The sequence below is a fragment of the Jeotgalibacillus proteolyticus genome, from assembly GCF_002926065.1.
GTDB lineage: Bacteria > Bacillota > Bacilli > Bacillales > Jeotgalibacillaceae > Jeotgalibacillus > Jeotgalibacillus proteolyticus.
The window spans coordinates 248,790-269,426 of record NZ_PREZ01000003.1; the positions used below are offsets into that span (position 1 = coordinate 248,790).

14 protein-coding genes are annotated in these 20,637 nt (G+C 43.0%); 2 read left to right on the forward strand and 12 right to left on the reverse strand.

Translation table 11 applies throughout. The features are described from left to right. Positions 1–46 precede the first annotated feature (46 nt). Positions 47–1,465: an NAD-dependent succinate-semialdehyde dehydrogenase gene (locus C4B60_RS08200; protein WP_104057516.1), complete on the forward strand. Its 1,419-nt coding sequence runs from the start codon at positions 47–49 to the stop codon at positions 1,463–1,465. A 73-nt stretch (positions 1,466–1,538) separates the two neighbouring features. On the opposite strand, the gene C4B60_RS08205 is transcribed toward C4B60_RS08200, so the two are convergent. The 9 genes from C4B60_RS08205 to C4B60_RS08245 form a co-directional block, all read right to left on the reverse strand. Continuing rightward, complete coding sequence (locus C4B60_RS08205; RefSeq protein WP_167578609.1) at positions 1,539–2,390, reverse strand: GNAT family N-acetyltransferase; 852 nt, start codon at positions 2,388–2,390, stop codon at positions 1,539–1,541. 688 nt (positions 2,391–3,078) lie between these two features. Further along, complete coding sequence (locus tag C4B60_RS08210; RefSeq protein ID WP_104057518.1) at positions 3,079–3,831, reverse strand: ThuA domain-containing protein; 753 nt, start codon at positions 3,829–3,831, stop codon at positions 3,079–3,081. A gap of 24 nt (positions 3,832–3,855) precedes the next feature. Next, a complete protein-coding gene (locus C4B60_RS08215; protein ID WP_104057519.1) occupies positions 3,856–5,016 on the reverse strand; it encodes a Gfo/Idh/MocA family protein in 1,161 nt (386 codons plus the stop codon). Between the two features lie 21 nt (positions 5,017–5,037). Continuing rightward, positions 5,038–6,081 (reverse strand): NAD(P)-dependent alcohol dehydrogenase, encoded by a 1,044-nt coding sequence (locus C4B60_RS08220; RefSeq protein ID WP_104057520.1) that lies wholly within the window; start codon positions 6,079–6,081, stop codon positions 5,038–5,040. Positions 6,082–6,094: 13 nt separating this feature from the next. Beyond that, on the reverse strand, positions 6,095–7,213 hold the full coding sequence (locus C4B60_RS08225; RefSeq protein ID WP_104057895.1) for a Gfo/Idh/MocA family protein: 1,119 nt from the start codon (positions 7,211–7,213) through the stop codon (positions 6,095–6,097). A 248-nt stretch (positions 7,214–7,461) separates the two neighbouring features. Then, positions 7,462–9,645 (reverse strand): ATP-dependent helicase, encoded by a 2,184-nt coding sequence (locus tag C4B60_RS08230; RefSeq protein WP_104057521.1) that lies wholly within the window; start codon positions 9,643–9,645, stop codon positions 7,462–7,464. 125 nt (positions 9,646–9,770) lie between these two features. Continuing rightward, positions 9,771–11,486, reverse strand: coding sequence for a thiol reductant ABC exporter subunit CydC (gene cydC, locus C4B60_RS08235; protein ID WP_104057522.1), 1,716 nt, complete (start codon positions 11,484–11,486; stop codon positions 9,771–9,773). Further along, entirely contained in the window at positions 11,483–13,213 is a 1,731-nt protein-coding gene (gene cydD / locus C4B60_RS08240; protein ID WP_104057523.1) for a thiol reductant ABC exporter subunit CydD, read from the reverse strand. Before cydD ends, cydC begins: the two co-directional genes overlap by 4 nt. 376 nt (positions 13,214–13,589) lie before the next feature. Then, on the reverse strand, positions 13,590–16,679 hold the full coding sequence (locus C4B60_RS08245; protein ID WP_104057524.1) for an efflux RND transporter permease subunit: 3,090 nt from the start codon (positions 16,677–16,679) through the stop codon (positions 13,590–13,592). 97 nt (positions 16,680–16,776) lie between these two features. Here C4B60_RS08245 and C4B60_RS08250 point away from each other — a divergent pair, with 97 nt between their 5' ends. Beyond that, positions 16,777–17,610 (forward strand): TetR/AcrR family transcriptional regulator, encoded by an 834-nt coding sequence (locus C4B60_RS08250; protein WP_104057525.1) that lies wholly within the window; start codon positions 16,777–16,779, stop codon positions 17,608–17,610. A gap of 60 nt (positions 17,611–17,670) precedes the next feature. Here C4B60_RS08250 and C4B60_RS08255 read toward each other — a convergent pair whose 3' ends face one another. The 3 genes from C4B60_RS08255 to desA form a co-directional block, all read right to left on the reverse strand. Next, positions 17,671–18,270 carry a response regulator transcription factor gene (locus tag C4B60_RS08255; RefSeq protein ID WP_104057526.1) on the reverse strand — a complete coding sequence of 200 codons (600 nt, stop codon included), beginning with the start codon at positions 18,268–18,270 and terminating at the stop codon, positions 17,671–17,673. 11 nt (positions 18,271–18,281) lie between these two features. Further along, entirely contained in the window at positions 18,282–19,400 is a 1,119-nt protein-coding gene (locus C4B60_RS08260) for a sensor histidine kinase (protein ID WP_104057527.1), read from the reverse strand. 107 nt (positions 19,401–19,507) lie between these two features. After that, positions 19,508–20,560, reverse strand: a complete 1,053-nt coding sequence (gene desA / locus C4B60_RS08265; protein ID WP_104057528.1) for a Delta(5) desaturase DesA — start codon at positions 20,558–20,560, stop codon at positions 19,508–19,510. Positions 20,561–20,637 lie beyond the last annotated feature (77 nt).

A 20,637-nucleotide genomic window follows, 5' to 3' on the forward strand; every position in this document is an offset into this window, starting at 1 on the left:
AAAGGGTAATCAGTAATCAGAACCCAAATTTAGAGGAGTGAGTGTAATGCAGGAATACTCGTTACTTATTAACGGAGAAGAATCCGGACAGAATCTGGACAAAATTGAAATCTCAAATCCCGCCACTCAGGAGGTTTTTGCGACAGTGCCTAAAGGAGGTACCGAGGAAGCAAGACAAGCCGTTGATGCTGCACACGCGGCATTTCCAGCCTGGGCAAAGCTGACTGCTTCTGAACGCAGCGAGCTTTTATTTAAATGGGCGGAATTGATCGATAATGAAACAGAGGACCTCGCTAAAACAATGACACTCGAGCAAGGTAAGCCGCTAAAGGAAGCAGAAGGCGAAATTGCTTATGCGAACGGCTTTATCAAATGGTATGCAGAAGAAGGAAAACGGATTTATGGAGAAATGGTCCCTGCCTCCAAGGAAAATAAACGGATCTTTGTGCATAAACAGCCTGTTGGGGTGACAGCTGTTATTACCCCATGGAATTTCCCCGCAGCTATGATCACCCGAAAAGTAGGACCTGCACTAGCGGCTGGCTGCACAGTAGTCATTAAGCCGGCAAGCTCCACACCACTTACAGCGATTAAACTGGTTCAGCTTGCCGAAAAAGCAGGAATTCCAAAAGGCGTAATCAATCTCGTTACCGGAAAATCCTCTGAAATCAGTGAGGAATGGCTCCGTGATGAGCGTGTGAGCAAAATCACCTTTACAGGGTCGACTGAAGTCGGAAAAACCCTCATGAAAGGTGCAGCTGACACGGTTAAGAAGATTTCCCTCGAGCTTGGCGGACATGCTCCTGCGATTGTAATGGAGGATTGTGATCTTAATAAAGCAGTAGATGGCGTTCTTGCTTCCAAATTTAGAAACGCCGGTCAGACCTGTGTATGTACGAACCGTATTTATGTACATGAAGCAATTGCAGATGAATTTACAGAACATTTTTCTAAGAAAGTGAAGGAATTAAAGCTTGGCAATGGATTAGAAGAGGGCGTCGACCTAGGACCATTAATTGATCAGGATGCAGTTGACAAGGTAGCTGAGCATATTCAGGATGCAAAGGACAAAGGAGCAAAAGTAGAGCTTGGCGGCTCTTCACGCGACGGTTTATACTTTGAACCAACCGTTTTATCCAATGTGACCGACGATATGCAATGCATGAATGAAGAAACCTTTGGTCCGTTAGCCCCAATTACAACGTTTTCTACAGAAGAGGAAGCAATTAAACGGGCGAATGATTCAATTTACGGACTTGCCGCTTATGTATTCACTGAAAACATTTCAGTAGGCATCCGGATCTCTGAAGGACTCGAGTATGGAATTGTCGGTTTAAACGACGGGCTTCCTTCTTCTCCTCAGGCTCCATTTGGCGGCTTTAAGCAAAGCGGCCTTGGCCGCGAAGGCGGACATCAGGGGATCGATGAATATTTAGAAACAAAATATATTTCGGTTGGAATGTAATATAAAGAGGGTCCGCCTGCATCAGGTAAATCCTGATGCAGGCGGACTATTTTTTTACTGTTGCCCCTAGCCCTTAATTGGTCTGAAGCTTATAAAATGATAGTCTATGTTTTTCTGTAAAACCCACTTTTTTATATAAATGAATGGCCGCTTCATTATCAGCGCTGACACAGATGGAAATTTCCTGAGCATCCACACACTCAAAAAGATAGGCTGATGCTCTTTCTAAAAGTGCCGCTCCCACTCCTTTTCCCCGGGCTTGTTCATCAACTGCAATGAATTCGATTGAGCCTTCCTTAAAATCAGGATTTCCTTCTACGTAAACGTATCCGAGTAAATGATTATTTTCTGCTGATACAAAAAGCCTATTTTTACTGTTTTTGCGGCTAAGAATCTCGTCAGCTGAATAATATGTATTAGGAAAAACGGCTTGATGCATACGTTTGAATTCATCCTGATACCGATCCGAATACTCCTCTGTTTTCCCGATGCTTCGTGATGACACCTTCCCTGGCTTCGCATGGAGAATGACTTCACTGCTTTTTTTCTGTCCTCCCAGAACGCTGAACCAATTTTTTGCCTGATGATTTAGTTCATTATAAAACCCGTACCACGTACCCTCCTGATTTACCTTGTGCTGGAGCAGCCGCCATAAAATATCTGCATGCAGCTGCCATTTTTCTTCCGATGAAAGATTAAAGGGTCCCCAAAGCTCACCTGTTCTCTCCTCAGAATCCCAATCTACTCCAAGTGCAGCAATAATCCTGCCGCCTTCCTTCCATACTATAAAAGAATCCTCCAGCTTTAGATCTGAGAAATCCTCTTGAAGCGTATTCTCTACTTCCATTGCCTCGACACCGCAATAGCCAATATGCCCTTCAGGCTTGCTATTTACCTGAGTGATAAAGCTTCCGAGCTCTCTCACTGTAAACTCTTCTTGCAGGAGTTTAAAACATGCATAACAAAAGGAGTTTCCATTATCAATTTCCGCTTCAAAAAAACCATCTCTACAGAAAAGATCTCTCCTGCAGCTTGTACATTGTCCTATTACCTCTCTCACCATAGACACCTCGTCCTCTATTTATCCTTTTCACTAATTCTATCAAATTTTTACCAATGGAAAATTGAAACAATCTCCTAAAATCTTTTAATCAATCATTTTCCTATCTCTTGAGTATTATTGCATGTGGATGCCCTAACTCAATTATTCGAAGTGCCGGCTATGATGATGCATCTACCCTTATCAGCACAATGAAGGATATGGCTGCCCCGGGCATGGATACGGTTGCGGAACTGGCGCTTGTTTATAGGGTTGGAGGAAACAATGGCTTCGGAAACTGTTGAGGGTACGGTGAAAATAATAACAACGACTTTGGAAAAAGCTGCGAGTGAGGAGAAAGTAACGGCTTTGGAAAAGGCTGTGGGACAGCAATAATTTAAGTACAACGGGCTGCTTCCATATGGTTGTCCGCCCCGGGACACTGGTAACGGCTGCTGTAAATAAGACCTGGGCAGTTATCCCGCTTAATTTAGGCTTTAAAAAAGTACTCAAAAAAATAAAAGGGTGAAATTTCCTCACCCACCCTTTCTCCCTACATAACTCGTAGTTAAAATTAATCGTCGCTGTCTCCCATGCCCGTATACACTCTATTGCTACCATTTCCATATGACCCGTATGTCGGTGCATCCGACTGGCTGTAAAGCTCCTTGCCTTCTGCAGCCCACAATAAGCCCCGTTTCATAATGGATAAAACCTCAGGCATGGCTACAATATCAGCTTTATGACCTAGTGCGTTGTAGAATACACGGCCAAGCCCCCAGCGCTTTGTCCATACTGTGGGCATATCCACTGATCCGTTTGCTTTATGCGGCCCATCAACCACCGGGAATCTTGTTGTAGCTAACACTTCAACAGCCGGATCTACATGAAGATAGTACTGCTCTGAAACGACTTTAAAATCTTCGAATCCATCTAATAATGGGCTCGAGCTATGCTTGATATTGACCATATATTCGACGCCGTCATTTCCAGGGTGGGCAACCCAGTTCCCGCCGGTCATAAACTGCCAGTCCACATTGTTTCGGAATGAATCACACATCCCGCCATGGCAGCCCGCAATTCCAACGCCGCTCATAACCGCTGCAGATATATTTGACACATATTTTTTCTTTATTTCACCCATTGTCCAATGGGGCACCATTAAGTCGAGTGATTTCAGCTTTTCAAAATCTGCATAGGATTCAAGTGTATCTGACACTTCCACTTCAAAATTTTCTTCTTCCAATATCCCTTTAAAAATCTCTGCAATTTGGGCTGGTTCATGTCCGTCCCAGCCTCCCCATACGATGAGTGCTTTTTTCTTCATATTATCGCTCCTTTTTCTTGTGATTTATAAATCGTCCGGCTTGATCCAGCGGCGCTCTGCAATTGACATATCCACCGCTTCAAGTACTTGCTGGCACTTTACCCCATCTGTAAAATTAGAAGTCGGCTGGCGATCTTCCTTAAAGGCCTGCATCAGCTCCACCACTTCGTGAATAAAGGTATGCTCATAGCCGATTGTATGTCCTGGTGGCCACCATGCGTCCGCATATGCATGTGCCGGATCCGTTGCGAGCACACGGCGGAACCCTTGTACATCCTCCGCATCATCCTGAAAATAGACCTGCAGCTCGTTCATTCGTTCAAAATCAAACTTGACGCTTCCTTTGCTGCCGTTAATCTCAAACGTATTTGTGCAGCGATGACCGGCAGCATAGCGTGTCGCTTCGAAGCTTCCAAGCACACCGCTTTCAAATCGGGCCATAAACAATGTTGCGTCATCCACTGTTACTTTTTCTTTTGGTGAATCCCTGCTTGCGCTGCCGCTTAAGCCGGTCATGTTTTCCGGAACATACCGTTCTTTTACAAACGTCTCGCTCATCCCAATTACTTCCGAAATATCTCCAACCAAAAAGTGGGCCATATCGATTAAATGTGCACCTAAGTCCCCGTGTGAGCCTGACCCGGCAATTTCTTTTTGCAGCCGCCAGGTTAGTGGAAAGTCCTTATCCACCAGCCAGTCCTGTAAGAATCCGGCGCGGAAATGATAAATGTCGCCAAGCCTGCCTTCATCAATTAACTTTTTTGCAAGAAGAACGGCTGGGGCAAAACGATAATTAAAGCCGATCATATGTTTGACACCTGCTTCTTCTGCCGCCTGTAAAATTTCACGGGAATCCTCAAGCGTCAACGCCAATGGTTTTTCACAGAAGATGTGCTTACCTGCAGCTGCTGCTGCCAAGGCAATTTCTTTATGCGCATTACTTGGAGCGTTAATATCAATCACATCAATTTCCGGGTTATCAATAAGTTCCTGCCAATCCGTGCTGCTCTCTTCCCAGCCAAATTGTTCTGCCGCTTTTTCAACATTTTCTTTATTTCTTCCACAAATCATTTTCATGACGGGGCGAGGCTGGTCAGGAAAAAACATAGGCAAATCCCGATAAGCGTGACTGTGTGCTTTCCCCATAAATTTATACCCAACCATGCCAATTCGAACTTCTTTCATGAATGAAAAACCTCCCTCTTTTTATCTTCCATTAGGATAGATCATTACTTTTAATGTATTTTTCTTATCTTGAATCGCTTTTTCAAATGCTGCTTTTACACCTTGAAGCGAATCAAAACGATCCGTTATTATTTTCTCGATATCTATTTTTCTTTCAGATAATAGCTGAATTGCTTTTGGGTATGTATGATGGTAGCGAAATACCCCTCTGAGATCCATCTCCTTGTTAATAATCTGAGCAATGTTCATTGCTGCTTCATCTTTAGAGGACATTCCAACAATGACTGCCTTGCCGCCTCGCCGCACTCCAGAAATCATTGAATTTAAAGCTGCCGGACTGCCCGCTGTTTCAATTGCCACATCCACGCCAACTCCATTAGTAAATTCAAGAATCTTTTCCTCAACTGATTCCGCTTTAATATTAATGACGCGGTCAGCACCCAGCTCTTTTGCTTTATCCAAACGTCCCTGTTCTAAATCAACCCCAATAATTAACCCTGCGCCATGTATTTTTGCAGCTGCAGCCGTCATGAGGCCTATTGGACCCATACCTAAAATGAGCACGGTATCTCCAGCAGTTATCTCGCCCCGGCTGCAAGCATGAAGGCCGACAGAAAATGGTTCAATCAGTGCTCCTGTTTCATAACTCATCTCATCAGGCATCGGAAATACAAGATCGCTTCGCATCGTGATGTACTGACAAAAAGCACCATCATAAGGGGGAGTCGCTAAGAACTCTACTTTTTTGCATAGGTTGTAGCGACCGCTTTGACAATGGACGCATGCGCCGCAAGTCTTGCCCGGTTCAATCGCCACTCGCTGACCTTTTTTCAATCCCTCTACGTTACTGCCGAGTTCAATAATTTCTCCTGCTGCTTCATGTCCCAGGATAATTGGTTTTTCTACAATAAAATCGCCAATTTTCCCATCTTCATAATAATGAATGTCCGATCCACACAAACCAACTGCCCTGATCTTAACCAGGACTTCATCGGAAGCAGGAGATGGGATACTCTGCTCCTTTACTTCAATCGTTCTGATTTTCTCTAAAAATGCTGACTGCATAGGTTGCACCCCTTCATTTCACTGACATTCGTTCATGGAAATTATTCTGGTCAATTCCTTCAGGAAGCGGCAGGGGACGGTCACATGTGCTGCTCAATTCATAATGCCTTCCTTGTGCTGCTGCATCATGAAAACCATGCATAATATCGAGCACATGATAGGCAAGGTCGCCGCTTGCTCTTGGCGGCCGGCCTTCTAAAATAGCATAGGCCATCTCCGCAAGACCGATGCCCCGGCTGTTTTGCGAAAAACCATGTGTTAATGGAATTTCAGACCATTGCTCTTCATCTTTTCGGCGCACCCGTACAGGACCGTCAAAGGTATTAGGATCCGGTACGACTAAACTGCCTTCATCTCCATACACTTCAATAAACGGCAAATTATGGTGCCACGTATCAAAGCTTGTAATAATAGAAGCAACTGCTCCCTGGTGAAACTCCATAACGCCGTTAATTTGCGTAGGTGTATTGACTTGAATTTTCTCCCCGCGCTTTTGCTCGCTTGAAATTGTCCGTTCCGGGAAAGTAACATTTACAGCGCCGGTCACACGTTTCACGGGTCCCATCATGGAGATAAGCGCTGTAATATAGTAAGGCCCCATATCAAACATAGGGCCGCCGCCTTTTTGATAGTAAAACCCTGGGTCCGGGTGCCAATGTTCATGACCGTGGTTCATCATAAAAGCGGTTGCGGATACAGGACGCCCAATTCTACCCTCTTCAATTAGCCTGCATGCGGTCTGGATGCCTCCCCCTAAAAACGTATCCGGCGCATTGCCAACATAGCAGCCGCTTTCTTTAGCAGCCTCCAAAATGGCTTGACCTTCTTCCCGCGTTACAGCCAGCGGCTTCTCACTATAGACGTGCTTACCGGATCTTAATGCCTGTACAGCAATATCTGCATGAGCAGCCGGGATCGTTAAGTTCAGAACCAGATCAATATCCGGATCCTGAATCAATTCATTAGGTGTATAAACTTTCTCCACACCATGCTTTTTTGCTGTCGCTTTTGCCCGGCTTATATCGAGGTCTGCACAAGCCGTGATATCATAAAAATTAAATTCTTTCGCATTATTAAGGTAAATCTCACTAATAAATCCGCATCCAATTAATCCTACACGTACTTTTTTCATTTCTTCTCCTTCTTTCTCATTTGAGGAATCGATGTAAAGCCGAATGGATGTAAACGCATTCATTTACTTTCAGAGAAAAAGAAATCAGTCTCTATCGCTGGTTAGGTAACTACCAATTCCTTAATCATTTTTACCGAATCTTAGTTCATCCACTAAACAAACTAAATTATAATATATATTTAAGGAAAATTCAAAAGAATCTGTTTAAAATAAAAAACCAGGCTCACTTCTCTCCTGGTTTTTTCTCTTTAGTTCTCAGGCTCTAATAGCCCCATCGTCAGACACATTTCGATTGAAAGTTTTTTCGTCCCTTTTGAAAAACGGATCTCCAGTCCTTCTTCAGCGAATCCCAGGATTTCTCCTCTTCCAAAAACGCGGTGCTTTACAATACGCCCCACCTGGAGTTCAGATACACGCGTTATTGCGTTCGGATTATGAGGTACCGACCCTGTATGGATGGAGGGTTCCTTTTCCATCTCTTCCGGTGGATTGATAATGTGATTTACATTTAATAAAAACATGGACGGTTTTGTTGGCTTACCGTTACGCGTACGATACGACAGAAGCTCCAAATGCTCCTCCGCCCTTGTCATTCCTACATAAAATAATCTTGCCGCTTCCTCCATGGGCTCTTTATTTCCTTCATCACTTTCCTTTTGATCACTTTTTGATGGAATGACATCCGCAATTAGATCCATCATATACACATTTTTAAATTCAAGACCCTTTGAGCTATGGAGAGTGGATAATGTAACAGCATTTTTATTTTTATTGAATTTTGACGTTTTTAAAAGAGATTCCAAATGCTTCAGACGTGCAGCAAAGCCCTTCATTGTTTCTTCTTTCCGGGCAATTTCCTCAAGTGTCATCAATACATCCTTTAAATAGTCCATTGAAAAACCGAGACGCTGACTCATATTTTCAAGCGCCTTATCATAGCCTCCCCGCTCTCGGATTAGCTTAATAACAGAATAAGGGGCTTCATTTTTCATGGAGTGGAAGGTTTGCTTCAGTGCTTTAATTTGCTTGATTTGATAATCCTTCAGCTGGACGTGATTGATCAACTTATCAAATACCGAATCTTTTCCTGGCACCTGCTTCGCCTGGGCCATCTGCTGCTTTGTAATGTAACCCTTGCATTTGGTGTGAATCTGTTCAAAAATATCTGCTCGCGCCTCATTAAAAGTCAGACGCATGAAATTTAATATGTCTTCAACGATCCAGTGGGAGAAAAAACGGTGATCGGAATCCTTCATATAGAAAGGGATTTTTGCCCGGTCCAGCTCGTTCATCAGCAGAATAGCTGAGCTGTTGGTCCGATACAGGACAGCTGCATCGCTGTAATTGGTCAAAGCGGCAAGCTGCTGGCCGATGTAGCGGGACTGGTCTTCGTAATCTGGAAAAACCTTTATGGAGATTTTTTCTCCTGCCTCATTTTCTGTAAACATATTTTTATCATAGCGATTTTTATTTCGTTTAATAAATTGATTTGCTACATCAACGACTTGAGGAGTGGAACGGTAATTTTGCTCCATCATAAGAATTTCAGCTTTTGGATAAACCTTTTTAAAGTCAATTAAATACTGCGGCTCTGCGGCTCTCCATGTATAAATAGACTGATCATCATCAGCCACGACACATAGATTCCCATGCCCCTTCACGAGCTTTTCAATAATGGCATGCTGAACGAGCGAGGTGTCCTGACTTTCGTCTGTCAGGACATAATCATATTTATTCTGGTATTTTTTCAGCAGCCTGCGATTTGTTTTTAGTGCATCATTTGCAAGTGTCAGCATGTCATCGTAATCGAGCAAAAGACGGTTCGGGTTTTTTGCTTTAATTTCCTCATATGCGGAAGCGATCTCTTCAGCATGTGGAACCTCACACGGTACTTCAGACCACTTGGAACGGGGCAGGAGCTTGTTTTTAATAAAACTGATGAAGCTTGTTAGTTCCTCAAGCTGATCGTCTGTGATGGTTTCCTTGGTATGCTTTTGAAAAAGATTGCGCAAAAGCATTTTTTTATTGGCGAGTGCAGGATCAAGGTCAGGCGATGGTTCATTACTCCCTTCAATAAGTGTATAGGTGATGCCCTCCTGATAACAGTGATCCCGTACAATTGAAAAAGCCAGACTGTGGATCGTTGAAAAATCCACCGGGGGAAGCTCAGGGAAAAAGCGTGAGAATCGTGTTTTCATATCTTCAGCGGATGCCTTACTGAAGGTTACCCCTTTTATACGATCCGGTGCTGCGCCTTTTACTTCTATTAAATAACCGATCCGCATAATAATGGTCGTGGTTTTGCCCGAGCCCGGAGAAGCAAGCAAAAGAAGAGCCCCTTTAGTATGCTGCACCGCCTGCTTTTGCACAGCATTCAGTGATACATTGAGCTCATTAAATTTACGGAGAAAGAAATCCTCTTTTACAATCATTTTTAAAACTCCTGACACTGCTTAAGATTATAGTTGGTTTCATTGTAGCATTTTGCTAAGAAAGTGAGAATGGACTTCAGCACCAAACTTTCCCCAAGAAAAAAGAGCCCATAGCGGACTCTTTTTTAACCGAACACAGATTTCTCAATTCTTTTCATCTCATAGAAATAACCCTGCTTTGCCATAAGCTCATTAAATGATCCGCTCTCTACGATCTCACCGTTTTCCATCACAATGATCTGATCCATTTTTTCAAGACCGGTCAAACGGTGACTGACTAAGACAAGCGTATCATCAGCAGCCTTACTTAACAGTTCTTTGTAAATAGCCTGCTCCGTTAAGGCATCAATGGAGGACGTAGGCTCGTCGAGAATCCACAGCCGCTCATTTTTCAGCATGGCGCGTGCAATCGCAAGACGCTGCTTTTCTCCACCTGAAAGATTTTCGCCGCGCTCATAGACCTCACTATCCAGGGTGAAATGTGAAAGATCCACCTTTTCAAGCACTTGGATAAACTCCTCATCCGACGCTTTTTCACGTGCAATCTCCAGGTTCTCACGAATGGTACCGTAAAAGAAATGATTATCCTGTAGCACAACATTCGCCTTTTCCCAAATATCCTCTGCATTAATATGTGTAACGGGCTGTCCGCCTATTAGCACATTTTCGCCTTCCGAATGGAGAACCTTGAGCAGAAGCATAAGAAGCGTTGATTTCCCTGAGCCGCTCGGACCGACAATGGCAGTTTTGGAGCCTGCCGGTATACTGAGACTTACCCTGTTTAATGCATTGCGCTGCTCACCTTCAAACCGGTAGGATACACCCTCAAAATCGATAGATAGAGCATCAGATGAAAGAAGAGTCACTTTCGGTTTTTTTGTTTTCACCGGCTGTTCCTTTACGACAGAATAAAGTCTGCTTGATGCCCTTCTGCTGTCTTCCAAATGACCTGGCAATGCGGCCATTGGTGTTGCATTTTCGAAAACGGTGAGGGAGATCATTACAAGCATGGCTAAAAATAGTCTGTCAAGCTCACCTTCTACGACCAGGTACGCTCCAATAGCGAGAACTGTCCAGGAAACCATCAGCGAGATAGCTGTATTCACCGATACATTAAAAATAGACTGGATGCCGTCGCGCTCCTGCTCCTGGATATACTCCTCTGAAGCTTTTGTAAGCAGCTGTTCCTTTTCCTCGAGACGCTGGTACAGTTTAAGCTCTCTGAAGCCATATAAAAGCTCAGTTACTTCAGTTGAAAGCTCTCCTCTTCGTTCTCTAACTTTTGATTCAAGCCCTCTTTTGTTCCACGAAAACAGTGCAGGAACGATGAACCCTGTTAAGATCAGCCCCAGGATAAAGACAATTGCGATCGTGATTGAGAAAAAGGAAGTGAACAGGATGGTGCTTAAAAATACGATGATCAGCACGATCGGAGGATAGTAGACACGCAGGAAAAAGTTCTGCAGACTTTCTACATCCCCGACAATGCGTGACAGCAGATCTCCGCTTCTGTATTTTTGATAAATGCCAGGTGCGAGCGGCTCAATTTTTTCAAAGAAGCCTGTCCGCAGATTGCTCAATATCGTAAATGTAGCACGGTGAGAATACAGTCTTTCACCATAACGTCCTGCAGCCCGGGCCAATCCGAACATTTTTAAAAGGGCAATCATCACCGTTAGCGCGTACAAGGGTGGAAGCAGGGCCGCTTTTGAAATCAAGTATCCGCTTGAAGCAAAAAGCCCGACTGCTGTGATCCCAGCGATAAATCCAAACAGAATCGAGAGTAAAATATCCTTGCGTTCACGTCCAACCTCTTTTAGCACAATGGACAAATCCTTCATCCGGTCTCACCTCCCTGCTGAACAGTCACCATATCGCGATATTCAGAAGCTGCCTTCACTAATTGATCATGTGTTCCTGCTGCCTCAAGTCTTCCGTCTTTTAGAAAAAGGATCAGCTCTGCATGTTTGATCGTATGAAGCCGGTGAGCAACGGTTATAACAGTCGCCTGTGCTGACAGCTCCTTTATCGATTGCTGCAGAATTTGCTCTGTTTTTAAATCAAGTCCAGTGGTCGGCTCATCAAACAAGATAATAGAAGGCTTTTTCAAGAAAGCACGTGCAATAGCAAGGCGCTGCTTTTCTCCGCCGGAAAGGCCTCTTCCGCCTTCTCCGACCTGGGTATCAAAGCCCTGATCCAGTGACATCGCAAGATCCCAGATCCCTGCCTTTTTAGCCGCTTCTTCAATTTCCTCACGTGTGGCTTCCTGATTTCCGCCGATAGCAATGTTTTCAGTAATTGAACCTGCAAATACATAAGGACGCTGAGAAATATAGCTGACCTGTCTGAACCAGGAGTCCTCTGTCCACTCGCTTAAAGGCTGCCCTTCGACCAGAACCTGACCTGTTTGTGGTGAAACTAAGCCTGACAGCAAATTAAGTATTGTCGATTTACCTGAGCCGCTTCGTCCGACAATCGCAGCCTGAGTGTAAGGTTTAATATGGGTAGTAATTTCCTTTAACTCAAAGCCCTGCTCTCCGTATTTAAATCCGGCATTATCAAGCGAAATAGCAGGAGGAGACGAAACCACAAGCTCGTTTGATCCCCATTTGACCGTCTGCTCATTCTCTTCCAGCTCATCTATAATTTTTTTTGCAGCTCCCATGCTTCCTCTTCCAGTATGAAATGCACTGCCCAGTTCTTTAATGGCTAAATAAAATTCAGGTGCAATAACAAGAAGGAAAAAGGCCGTAAAGAACGTTACGCTCTCAAACACGACGAGACGAAGACCGAGTTCCAAGGCAATTAGCCCAATCCCCAGCATCGAAATGTACTCAAGCATTAAAGAGGAAACAAATGCAACCTTCAGGACATCCAGCGTTGCATCCCGGAATCCAAGACTGCTCTCACGAATCGATTCCTTTTGTTTTGCTGACCGGCCAAATAGCTTTAATGTTGTCAGCCCCTGAAGTGTATCTAGAAACTTTCCTGAAAATGCGGCCATCTTGTCCATCTGTTGCTCAGATTTTTTCTGAGTTTTTATCCCGATAATGATAAAAAACAATGGAATAAAAGGTGCCGTTATTAGCATTAACAGCCCGGTGGTAATATGCTGGGAAAATGCTGCTATCAAAAGCATTAATGGAATAACCGAGGTTTGGATCACCTGCGGAATGTATTTACTGAAATAGCTGTCGATTTCATCCACAGCATCAAGCATGACACTCACCTTTTGTCCCGACTGCCCCTGAAGTGATGCCTGAATTGGATTTTTCGCAAATTTGGCTAAAAGCTTGCGGCGAAATTGACTTTTAACCTTTGCCGCCATTCGCACACCCGCCCGTCCGCTTGCATACGTTAAGCCTGCTCTTGCCACTAAAGCAAGTGCGAGCCAGCCAAGGAGCGGAACAATCTCACTGAAGGCCTGTCCCTGAAGGAAAATCCGGTCCACGACAATGACAATTAAATAGGCTTGAGCTAAGATAGCCAGACCTGTTAATATCGCTGTCAGTACAAGAAAGAGCTGCGTTCCTTTATATTGTTTTGCATATCGATTTAATTCGTTCATCCCAGTTCTCCTATCATGAAGAATCCTTATTGACTGAATGTGAATTAATTGTGAATGATTTCACATTCTATATTATTTATTATATCTAATTATACGCGTATTTTCATCTCTAAAGGTTTATCTTATGCGATTAAAGAACAGAAAATGAAGAAAATGTGAAGTCATTATCGTTCGCGAGAATTTCATCGTATCTAGAGAAAATTTGAGACAAAAAAAGAGACCGGGACCAATGTATGTCCCAATCTCCTTTATCCGGTTCACTGCGCTTCATCCCGCAGGAGTCGCCACCTTACGCTCCGTTCACCTCACGTTTCTAAACCTAGTTGTCACAAACTGAATACTTTTTTAGGTATTTTTACGTTCCAGGCTTAAATAATTAATTTTGAGCTACTTCTTTTCGATTCTTTTTAAAGATCTTCGATAGTACTTCAAAAACAATCGGGACCACAATTAGAGTTAGAAGCGTAGAGCTCGCTAAACCGCCGATTACCGTAATTCCAAGTCCTTTTGAGATTAAACCGCCTCCGCCAGAGCCGATGGCAAGCGGTGCTAATGCTCCGATTGTTGCAATTGCTGTCATTAGTATCGGGCGCAGCCTTGTTGCTCCGGCTTCTAATATCGCTTCACGCATGGTCAGCCCGTCGCGCTCCATATGAATAATGCGGTCGACTAAAACAATGGCGTTTGTTACGACGATTCCGATTAACATCAGCATTCCCATCATAACCGAAACTGAAATCGTTTCGCCTGCAATTAACAGCCCCACAAAAGAGCCGATAACAGCAAACGGCAACGAGAACAGGATGGCAAAAGGAGCTACTCCTTCCCCGAAGGTCACAACGAGAATAAAGTACACAATGGCAATCGCTGCAAGCATCGCAATTCCAAGCTGTGTGAAGGTTTCATTCATATCAGCTGTTACGCCGGCGACTTCAACTGTCACTCCCTGCGGAAGATCCAAGTCATCAATGGCTTCACCGACATTCGATGAAGCTTTTGAAATATCGTCACCAATGATCGTTCCTGATACCGTTGCATGATACTCACCCTTGCTTCTTGCAAGCGTGTTATGAGTTGTTCCCTCTTCGACTGTCACAAGATCAGATAAAGGCATTGTCGAGCCCATTGCGGTTGGAACTTCTGTTGCTAAAAGATCCTCAACGGACTCTAACTGCTCTGTTTGCTCATGCTGAACGATGACATCTAATGTATAGCCGTCTTTTTCAATCGTCGTCAACACGTTGTCCTCAGGAACAGGACTCAGCATCATAACGATTTGACCTGTCGTCAGTCCAACCTGAAGCAGTTCATCCTGTTCAACACTAAAGGTGTGCTCGACAAAAGCATCCTCTGCGCTTGAAGTAACATCCTCTAACCCTTCTTCTTTTTGCATTTCTTCTTCAATCATGACAACAGCTTCACTTAATCTGTCTAAATCCTCACTGTACAAGGTGTAGCTGATTTCATTTCCGGCTAAAGCCCCTGTACTGAAATTCTGACTTTTCCATTCACCTGATTGATCAATGTTAAATACATAATCCTCTACTTCATCTCTGGCATCCGGGAAGTCATCCATTTCAGGATCAAAAATCAGGTACATCAACGCGCCGCCTGATCCTCCGCCCATCATTGAGGTCATTGCATCAGCGCTATTGCTATCGGTCATTGATAACTGAACGATGTCAATATCATCACGCTTCAACAGCTCTTCTTCAACGACTCCAATATTTTCAAGCGTTTCTTCCTCTAATTCTCCCGCTTTTGGCGTGTACGTCAGATACATGACTTTATCTTCTTCACTCCCTAAGAAGCTGAATCCAATCAGCGGTGTTAAAGCAAGGCTTCCCGCTAATAACACGACAGAGATAATAGATGTGATAATTTTATGATTAAGGGTCCAGTCAAGGATTCCTTTGTACCACTCCGAAAGCTTTCCGGTTTCTTTATGTCTGCTTTCTGTTTTCTCACTGTACAACTTTTTCTTAAATAAGAAATGAGACAGTGCAGGTACGACTGTAATCGCAACGATTAATGATGCACCAAGCGCAAACGACATTGTTAGGGCAAACGGTAAAAATAGCTCTCCAACCATTCCGCCTACAAAAATGAGCGGAGCAAAAACCGCTACTGTTACTAAGGTTGATGAAAGAATCGGCTTGAACATTTCAATCGTGGCTTCTCTTACAAGCGCACGGCCTGTTAATTTTTCATTTTTCAAATGCAGTCTTCTGTAAATATTTTCAACAACGACGATGGAGTCATCGATTACCCGCCCAATGGCTACCGTAATTGCGCCCAGCGTCATGATATTCAGGGTAATATCCATCCAATTTAATAATAAAAGCGCCATAAAGATCGATACTGGTATAGAAATGATCGAAATAATGGTCGATTTAAAATCGCGAAGGAATAACAGGATAATCAACACAGCAATTAATCCGCCAAATAATGCTTTTTCAACCATGGTATTAACTGAATCTTTTATCGGCTGTCCCTGATCAAGAGACATGTCAACAACAAGGCCGTCAATGGCGGCTTCTTCCTCGTCTGCAAGCTCCTTTACACTGTCAACAACGTCGACAGTATTAGCCTGCTGGTCTTTAATGATTTGAATCGCAATTGCGTTTTCACCATTTGTGCGTGAAACAGATTCCACTTTGCCTGCAACTTCGATTGAGGCAATATCACTAAGCTTTACAAACGGCTGCGAGTTTTCTTCAGATGGCTCGATTGGAATCAGCATCTCTTCAAGCTCTTCAGCCGTCATAAATTTACCGTCAACCGAGACAGCCTGCTCACCTTCTGAAAACTCAAATAATCCGAGCGAAACAGCCATGTCACTTGCATCGATCATTTGCTGCACCGATTCTTCCGTTAGTCCAAGCTCGGCCATTCGTTCCTCGTTAAACGTAAGCTGAACTTCTTCAATATGCTGACCGGCAATCGTCGCTGAAGCTACACCGTCCAGTTTTTCAATTTTAGGAAGTAGTGTTTCTTCTACTGTTGATGTTAATTCAACAATATCTTCTGTCGTACTGCTGACACTAAGTGCCGCAACCGGCATCATGTTCATGCTGATTGCTGAAACAATCGGCTCATGTGCTCCATCAGGCAGCGATACATTTTCTAACGCGGACGTTAATTCCCTATTTGCTTCGTCCATATCAATTCCATAGTCATATTCGACCTGGATATTAGCCATATTGGAATATGAATTGGAATAAACGGATTTAACACCCGGGAGGCTCTCGATTGTTCCTTCTAACGGAATCGATACATCCTCCATTACCTGTTCAGGGGTTGCGCCTGGATAAACATCCATTACAATTAAATAAGGAATTGAAATATTCGGAATGGTTTCCATGTTCATTCGGGTACCCGAATAAATTCCTGATACTGTGATCATGATTGTCAGCAGCCAGACTGCCAATTTATTATTAAGTACAAAATTAACTAACGCTTTCACTCAAGCTTCCACCCCTCATTGACTTAATTTACTCAAGTATTTATAATAATGACCAACCAGTCATATGTCAATGAATTATTTTTGAAAGGACAGACGAATGAATAAAAAACAGTTAATTATGGAAAAGTCACTTGAGTTATTTGCACAAAAAGGTTTTGAAGGTGTTTCCATTCAGCAAATAACCGATTATTGCGGAATATCAAAAGGAGCTTTTTATTTATCCTTCAAGTCAAAAAGCGAGCTGATTGTCGCTTTAATCGATGACTTTATGATGCAAATTGTCGACGATATTGACCATTCAGTCAAAAATTCAACTTCAAACGAAAATTTATTATATGAATTCTATTTCACTGCCTTTCATTCCACTGAAAAGCATTCTGACATTACAAAAATCCTTATTAAAGAAGAAACCCACCCTTTTAATAAAGATCTCCTTCACAAAATGATTTATTTTGAGGAATTGATCAAAAACACGATTATCGCTTTAGTGGAAAAATTATATGGTGATGAACTTAAACATATGAAGTACGACCTGGTTTATTGCATAAGAGGATTTATTAAAACGTATTCTCAGTTTTTATTGTTCCATCAGATTCCGGTTGATATTTCACTGCTCTCACGTTCTCTGGCTGAAAAAACGAGTCTGTTGGCCAGGCATTCATCAATCCCATTTATTACAAAAGATCTGATGGAAGTGACAAAAGGGCTTATTCCTGAAGAACCGACTAAGGAGCAGCTAGCCAATTTGCTTGAACAAAAAATTTCTGAGCTTGAGAATTCAGTTCAAAAAGAATCCCTTGAGCTTCTGAGTCAGGAACTGCTTGAACCCTCCCTGCAGCGTGCTCTTATCAAAGGATTAATTGAAAACATCCGGCTTCACCCGCATTGTAAGGAAATTTCATATTTATTAAGGAATTACTTTAAAATGTAGAAAGCCGGAATGCATGGGGACGCATTCCGGCTTTTTTATTAAATCCTATATAAGCATGAACTACTTAAACCATCCTTTTTCCTTGAAGCGGGAAATGGCTTCTATACGGTTGCTTACCTCAAGTTTATCAAGGATAACGGAGATATAATTTCGTACGGTACCATTTGTGATAAAGAGTTCGCTTGCAATCTGCTTGGTGGTTTTTCCCTCTGCAATAAGCTCGATTACTTGCTTCTCACGCTCTGTAAGAGGGTTTACATCCGTTAAAGCCATGTCCACAAGCTCCGGCGCATAAATTCTTCGCCCTTCCATAATCGTCCGGATCGAGCTTGCGAGCTCCTCACTCGGGCTGTCCTTAAGCAGATATCCACTGACCCCCGCCTCACGCGCCCGTTCAAAATAGCCGGCTCTGGCAAAGGTCGTCAGGATGATGATTTTACAGCTGTTATCCTTAAGTTGCATCGCAGCATCCAGCCCGCTTTTTAATGGCATTTCAATATCCATTATACAAATATCCGGATTCTCCTGCCGCACCAGTTCTATGGCTTCTTCCCCATTTTTAGCTTTGCCTACGACCTCCATGTCCTCCTCTAAATCAAGAAGTGATCCAAGTGCACCCAGCAGCATGCCTTGGTCCTCTGCTAAAACAATTCGGATCATGCTAATTCCTCCTATTTCCGCTCTTTTATAATGGATGGCACCTGAACAGATAGTAGAGCACCACTCTTTGAGTCAATCTTCAGGGTTCCATTCACAAACTCCAGCCGCTCTTTCATTCCCCGTAATCCATTGCCGGTATAATCCTGCTTTTCAGGAAGCCCTATACCATTGTCCTGAATGCTGAGGTGAATGCTTCCGGAGGTTTGCTTTACACTGATCTTGCATTCGGTCGCCTGACTATGCTTCACTACATTCGTAATGGCTTCTTTTAAGCACATGCTGAGAACGTTTTCGACCAAAAGAGGTGTATTTTTAAAATTGGGATCTCCTTGTACTGTTAAACCGATTCCTGCTGCAGCGAGGATTTGTTTTACCCTAATCATTTCATCAGCGAGCTTCGTGCTTCTCATGTCTGTGACAAGCTCACGAACTTCCTTAAGGGCGGTTCTTGCTGTACTGTTAATATCATGAATTTCCTTTTTTGCTCCATCTATATTTGCCGGAAGGAGCTTACCTGCGAGATCGCTTTTTAAGCCGATCAGCGAAAGCTTTTGGCCGAGCGTATCATGAAGATCACGCGCGATCCGCTGACGCTCTTCTATGACAATCAGCTGGGAAATTCGTTTATTTGCATCCTCAAGCTGACCTTCAAGCTTATCCCGCTTATTGCGGTTATAGGAATTAAGCGGCAGCAAAATGACCCCGATTACACTAATCAGCACAAAAGGAAACTGGCTGAAAAACAATTCATCCTGTGTGAAAAATGCAATGTTAACCGTAGCAATTGTTGTCAGCACAAGCACCCCATAAAGAATAAAAAAACCTACCTTATGCTGAATATTCCCTACCATAAAGGCGAGAAATAAAGCAAAATACACAAAACCAAAAATCACACTCATTACAATGCTAATCGCAATGGCAATTCCCACCCAAATATAATTAACCCACCCCTTTGTTAAAAAGGTCAGCCGGTATGCTATAAAAAACAGGAGAATCATGGCTACACCAATTGAAATTTCAACCCAGGATGAGGCTCTGAAAATAAAATAAAACGGCAGCATACAAAAAATAATCCATATGTAGATATTCAGACTCGTGTTTTTAGGAAAAATATTATACCAATTACGCATGCATGCCCTCCCTTTCTTTTCTATATTGTATCAAAAAGTGAATACAGGGGCTTAATTACAGTCATTCACTTAAAAAAACCCGCCCATTCCTGGACGGGCAGATCTTTTTATTTTCCTTGCACGCTTGTTACTTTTCGGTTCATCTGTACATTCATACCTTCTTTTTTAACCCGCTGCTTCACTTCTTTAAAGCTTACAAAGGTTTTGCGGCTCTCGTCATAAAGACGGAAACGGATCGATTGAAGACTTGAACGCATGGTGATTGTCGTTGCATTGTGTAAAGGAGGCGTCGACTCATGCGCCTTCTCAAGGTTATAATTCGGCACACGCGGGCTTAAGTGATGCACATGGTGATAGCCGATATTACCTGTTACCCACTGAAGGACCTTAGGAAGCTTATAATATGAGCTTCCATCAACAGCCGCTTTTACGTAATCCCATTCTGATTCATCCTCAAAGTAGGAATCCTCAAACTGGTGCTGTACATAAAACAGCCAAATTCCAAGTGAACCTGATACAAACATAATTGGCCCATGAACAAGAAGAAATGCCTGCCAGCCGACTGCCCATACCATTAACGCATACACAGCTATGATGGCAAAATTGGTCAAGTATGTGTTATTACGCTCTTTTTTACGTGCATCCTTGCGATTCATTCGGTTTGTCACAAAGAATAAGTACAATGGCCCAAGACCAAACATGACGATAGGGTTTCGGTAAAGGCGATAAGCAAGACGCTCTTTAAAAGAGGCATTTTGATATTCCTCAACAGTCATAATCCAAACATCGCCTACACCGCGCTTATCTAAATTACTGCTCGTTGCATGGTGAATGGAGTGCTCCCGCTTCCATTTTTCAAATGGAAACATCGTAATAATTCCGGTTATTGTACCTAAAGCTGCGTTCACTTTTTTATTTTTAAAGAATGAGCCGTGACAGCAATCATGGAAGATAATAAAGATTCTTACTACAAAGCCCGCTGCAACAACTGATAAAGCCAAAGACAATAAAATTGAAACGGATAAGCTTTGGTAAGCTAAAAACCATAAAAGGAAAAACGGCGGTATTGTATTTATCATTTGACGGACACTGGCTTTGAAATCCGATTTTTCATAAGGTGAGACACTTTTTCTAAGTTCTGCTGTTTTTTGTTTACTCATGTCTTCCTCCCACTTTTAAGTGATTTGATCTTATGACCTCATCATAAAGCCTTATCGCGCCTTAAAGAAGTCATGAC

Coding starts and splice junctions, on each gene's coding strand:
- C4B60_RS08200 (WP_104057516.1), top strand. CDS start 47: ATGCAGGAATACTCGTTACTTATTAACGGAGAAGAATCCGGACAGAAT.
- C4B60_RS08210 (WP_104057518.1), bottom strand. CDS start 3,831: ATGAAGAAAAAAGCACTCATCGTATGGGGAGGCTGGGACGGACATGAA.
- C4B60_RS08215 (WP_104057519.1), bottom strand. CDS start 5,016: ATGAAAGAAGTTCGAATTGGCATGGTTGGGTATAAATTTATGGGGAAA.
- C4B60_RS08220 (WP_104057520.1), bottom strand. CDS start 6,081: ATGCAGTCAGCATTTTTAGAGAAAATCAGAACGATTGAAGTAAAGGAG.
- C4B60_RS08225 (WP_104057895.1), bottom strand. CDS start 7,213: ATGAAAAAAGTACGTGTAGGATTAATTGGATGCGGATTTATTAGTGAG.
- C4B60_RS08230 (WP_104057521.1), bottom strand. CDS start 9,645: ATGATTGTAAAAGAGGATTTCTTTCTCCGTAAATTTAATGAGCTCAAT.
- cydC (WP_104057522.1), bottom strand. CDS start 11,486: ATGAAGGATTTGTCCATTGTGCTAAAAGAGGTTGGACGTGAACGCAAG.
- cydD (WP_104057523.1), bottom strand. CDS start 13,213: ATGAACGAATTAAATCGATATGCAAAACAATATAAAGGAACGCAGCTC.
- C4B60_RS08250 (WP_104057525.1), top strand. CDS start 16,777: ATGAATAAAAAACAGTTAATTATGGAAAAGTCACTTGAGTTATTTGCA.
- C4B60_RS08255 (WP_104057526.1), bottom strand. CDS start 18,270: ATGATCCGAATTGTTTTAGCAGAGGACCAAGGCATGCTGCTGGGTGCA.
- C4B60_RS08260 (WP_104057527.1), bottom strand. CDS start 19,400: ATGCGTAATTGGTATAATATTTTTCCTAAAAACACGAGTCTGAATATC.
- desA (WP_104057528.1), bottom strand. CDS start 20,560: ATGAGTAAACAAAAAACAGCAGAACTTAGAAAAAGTGTCTCACCTTAT.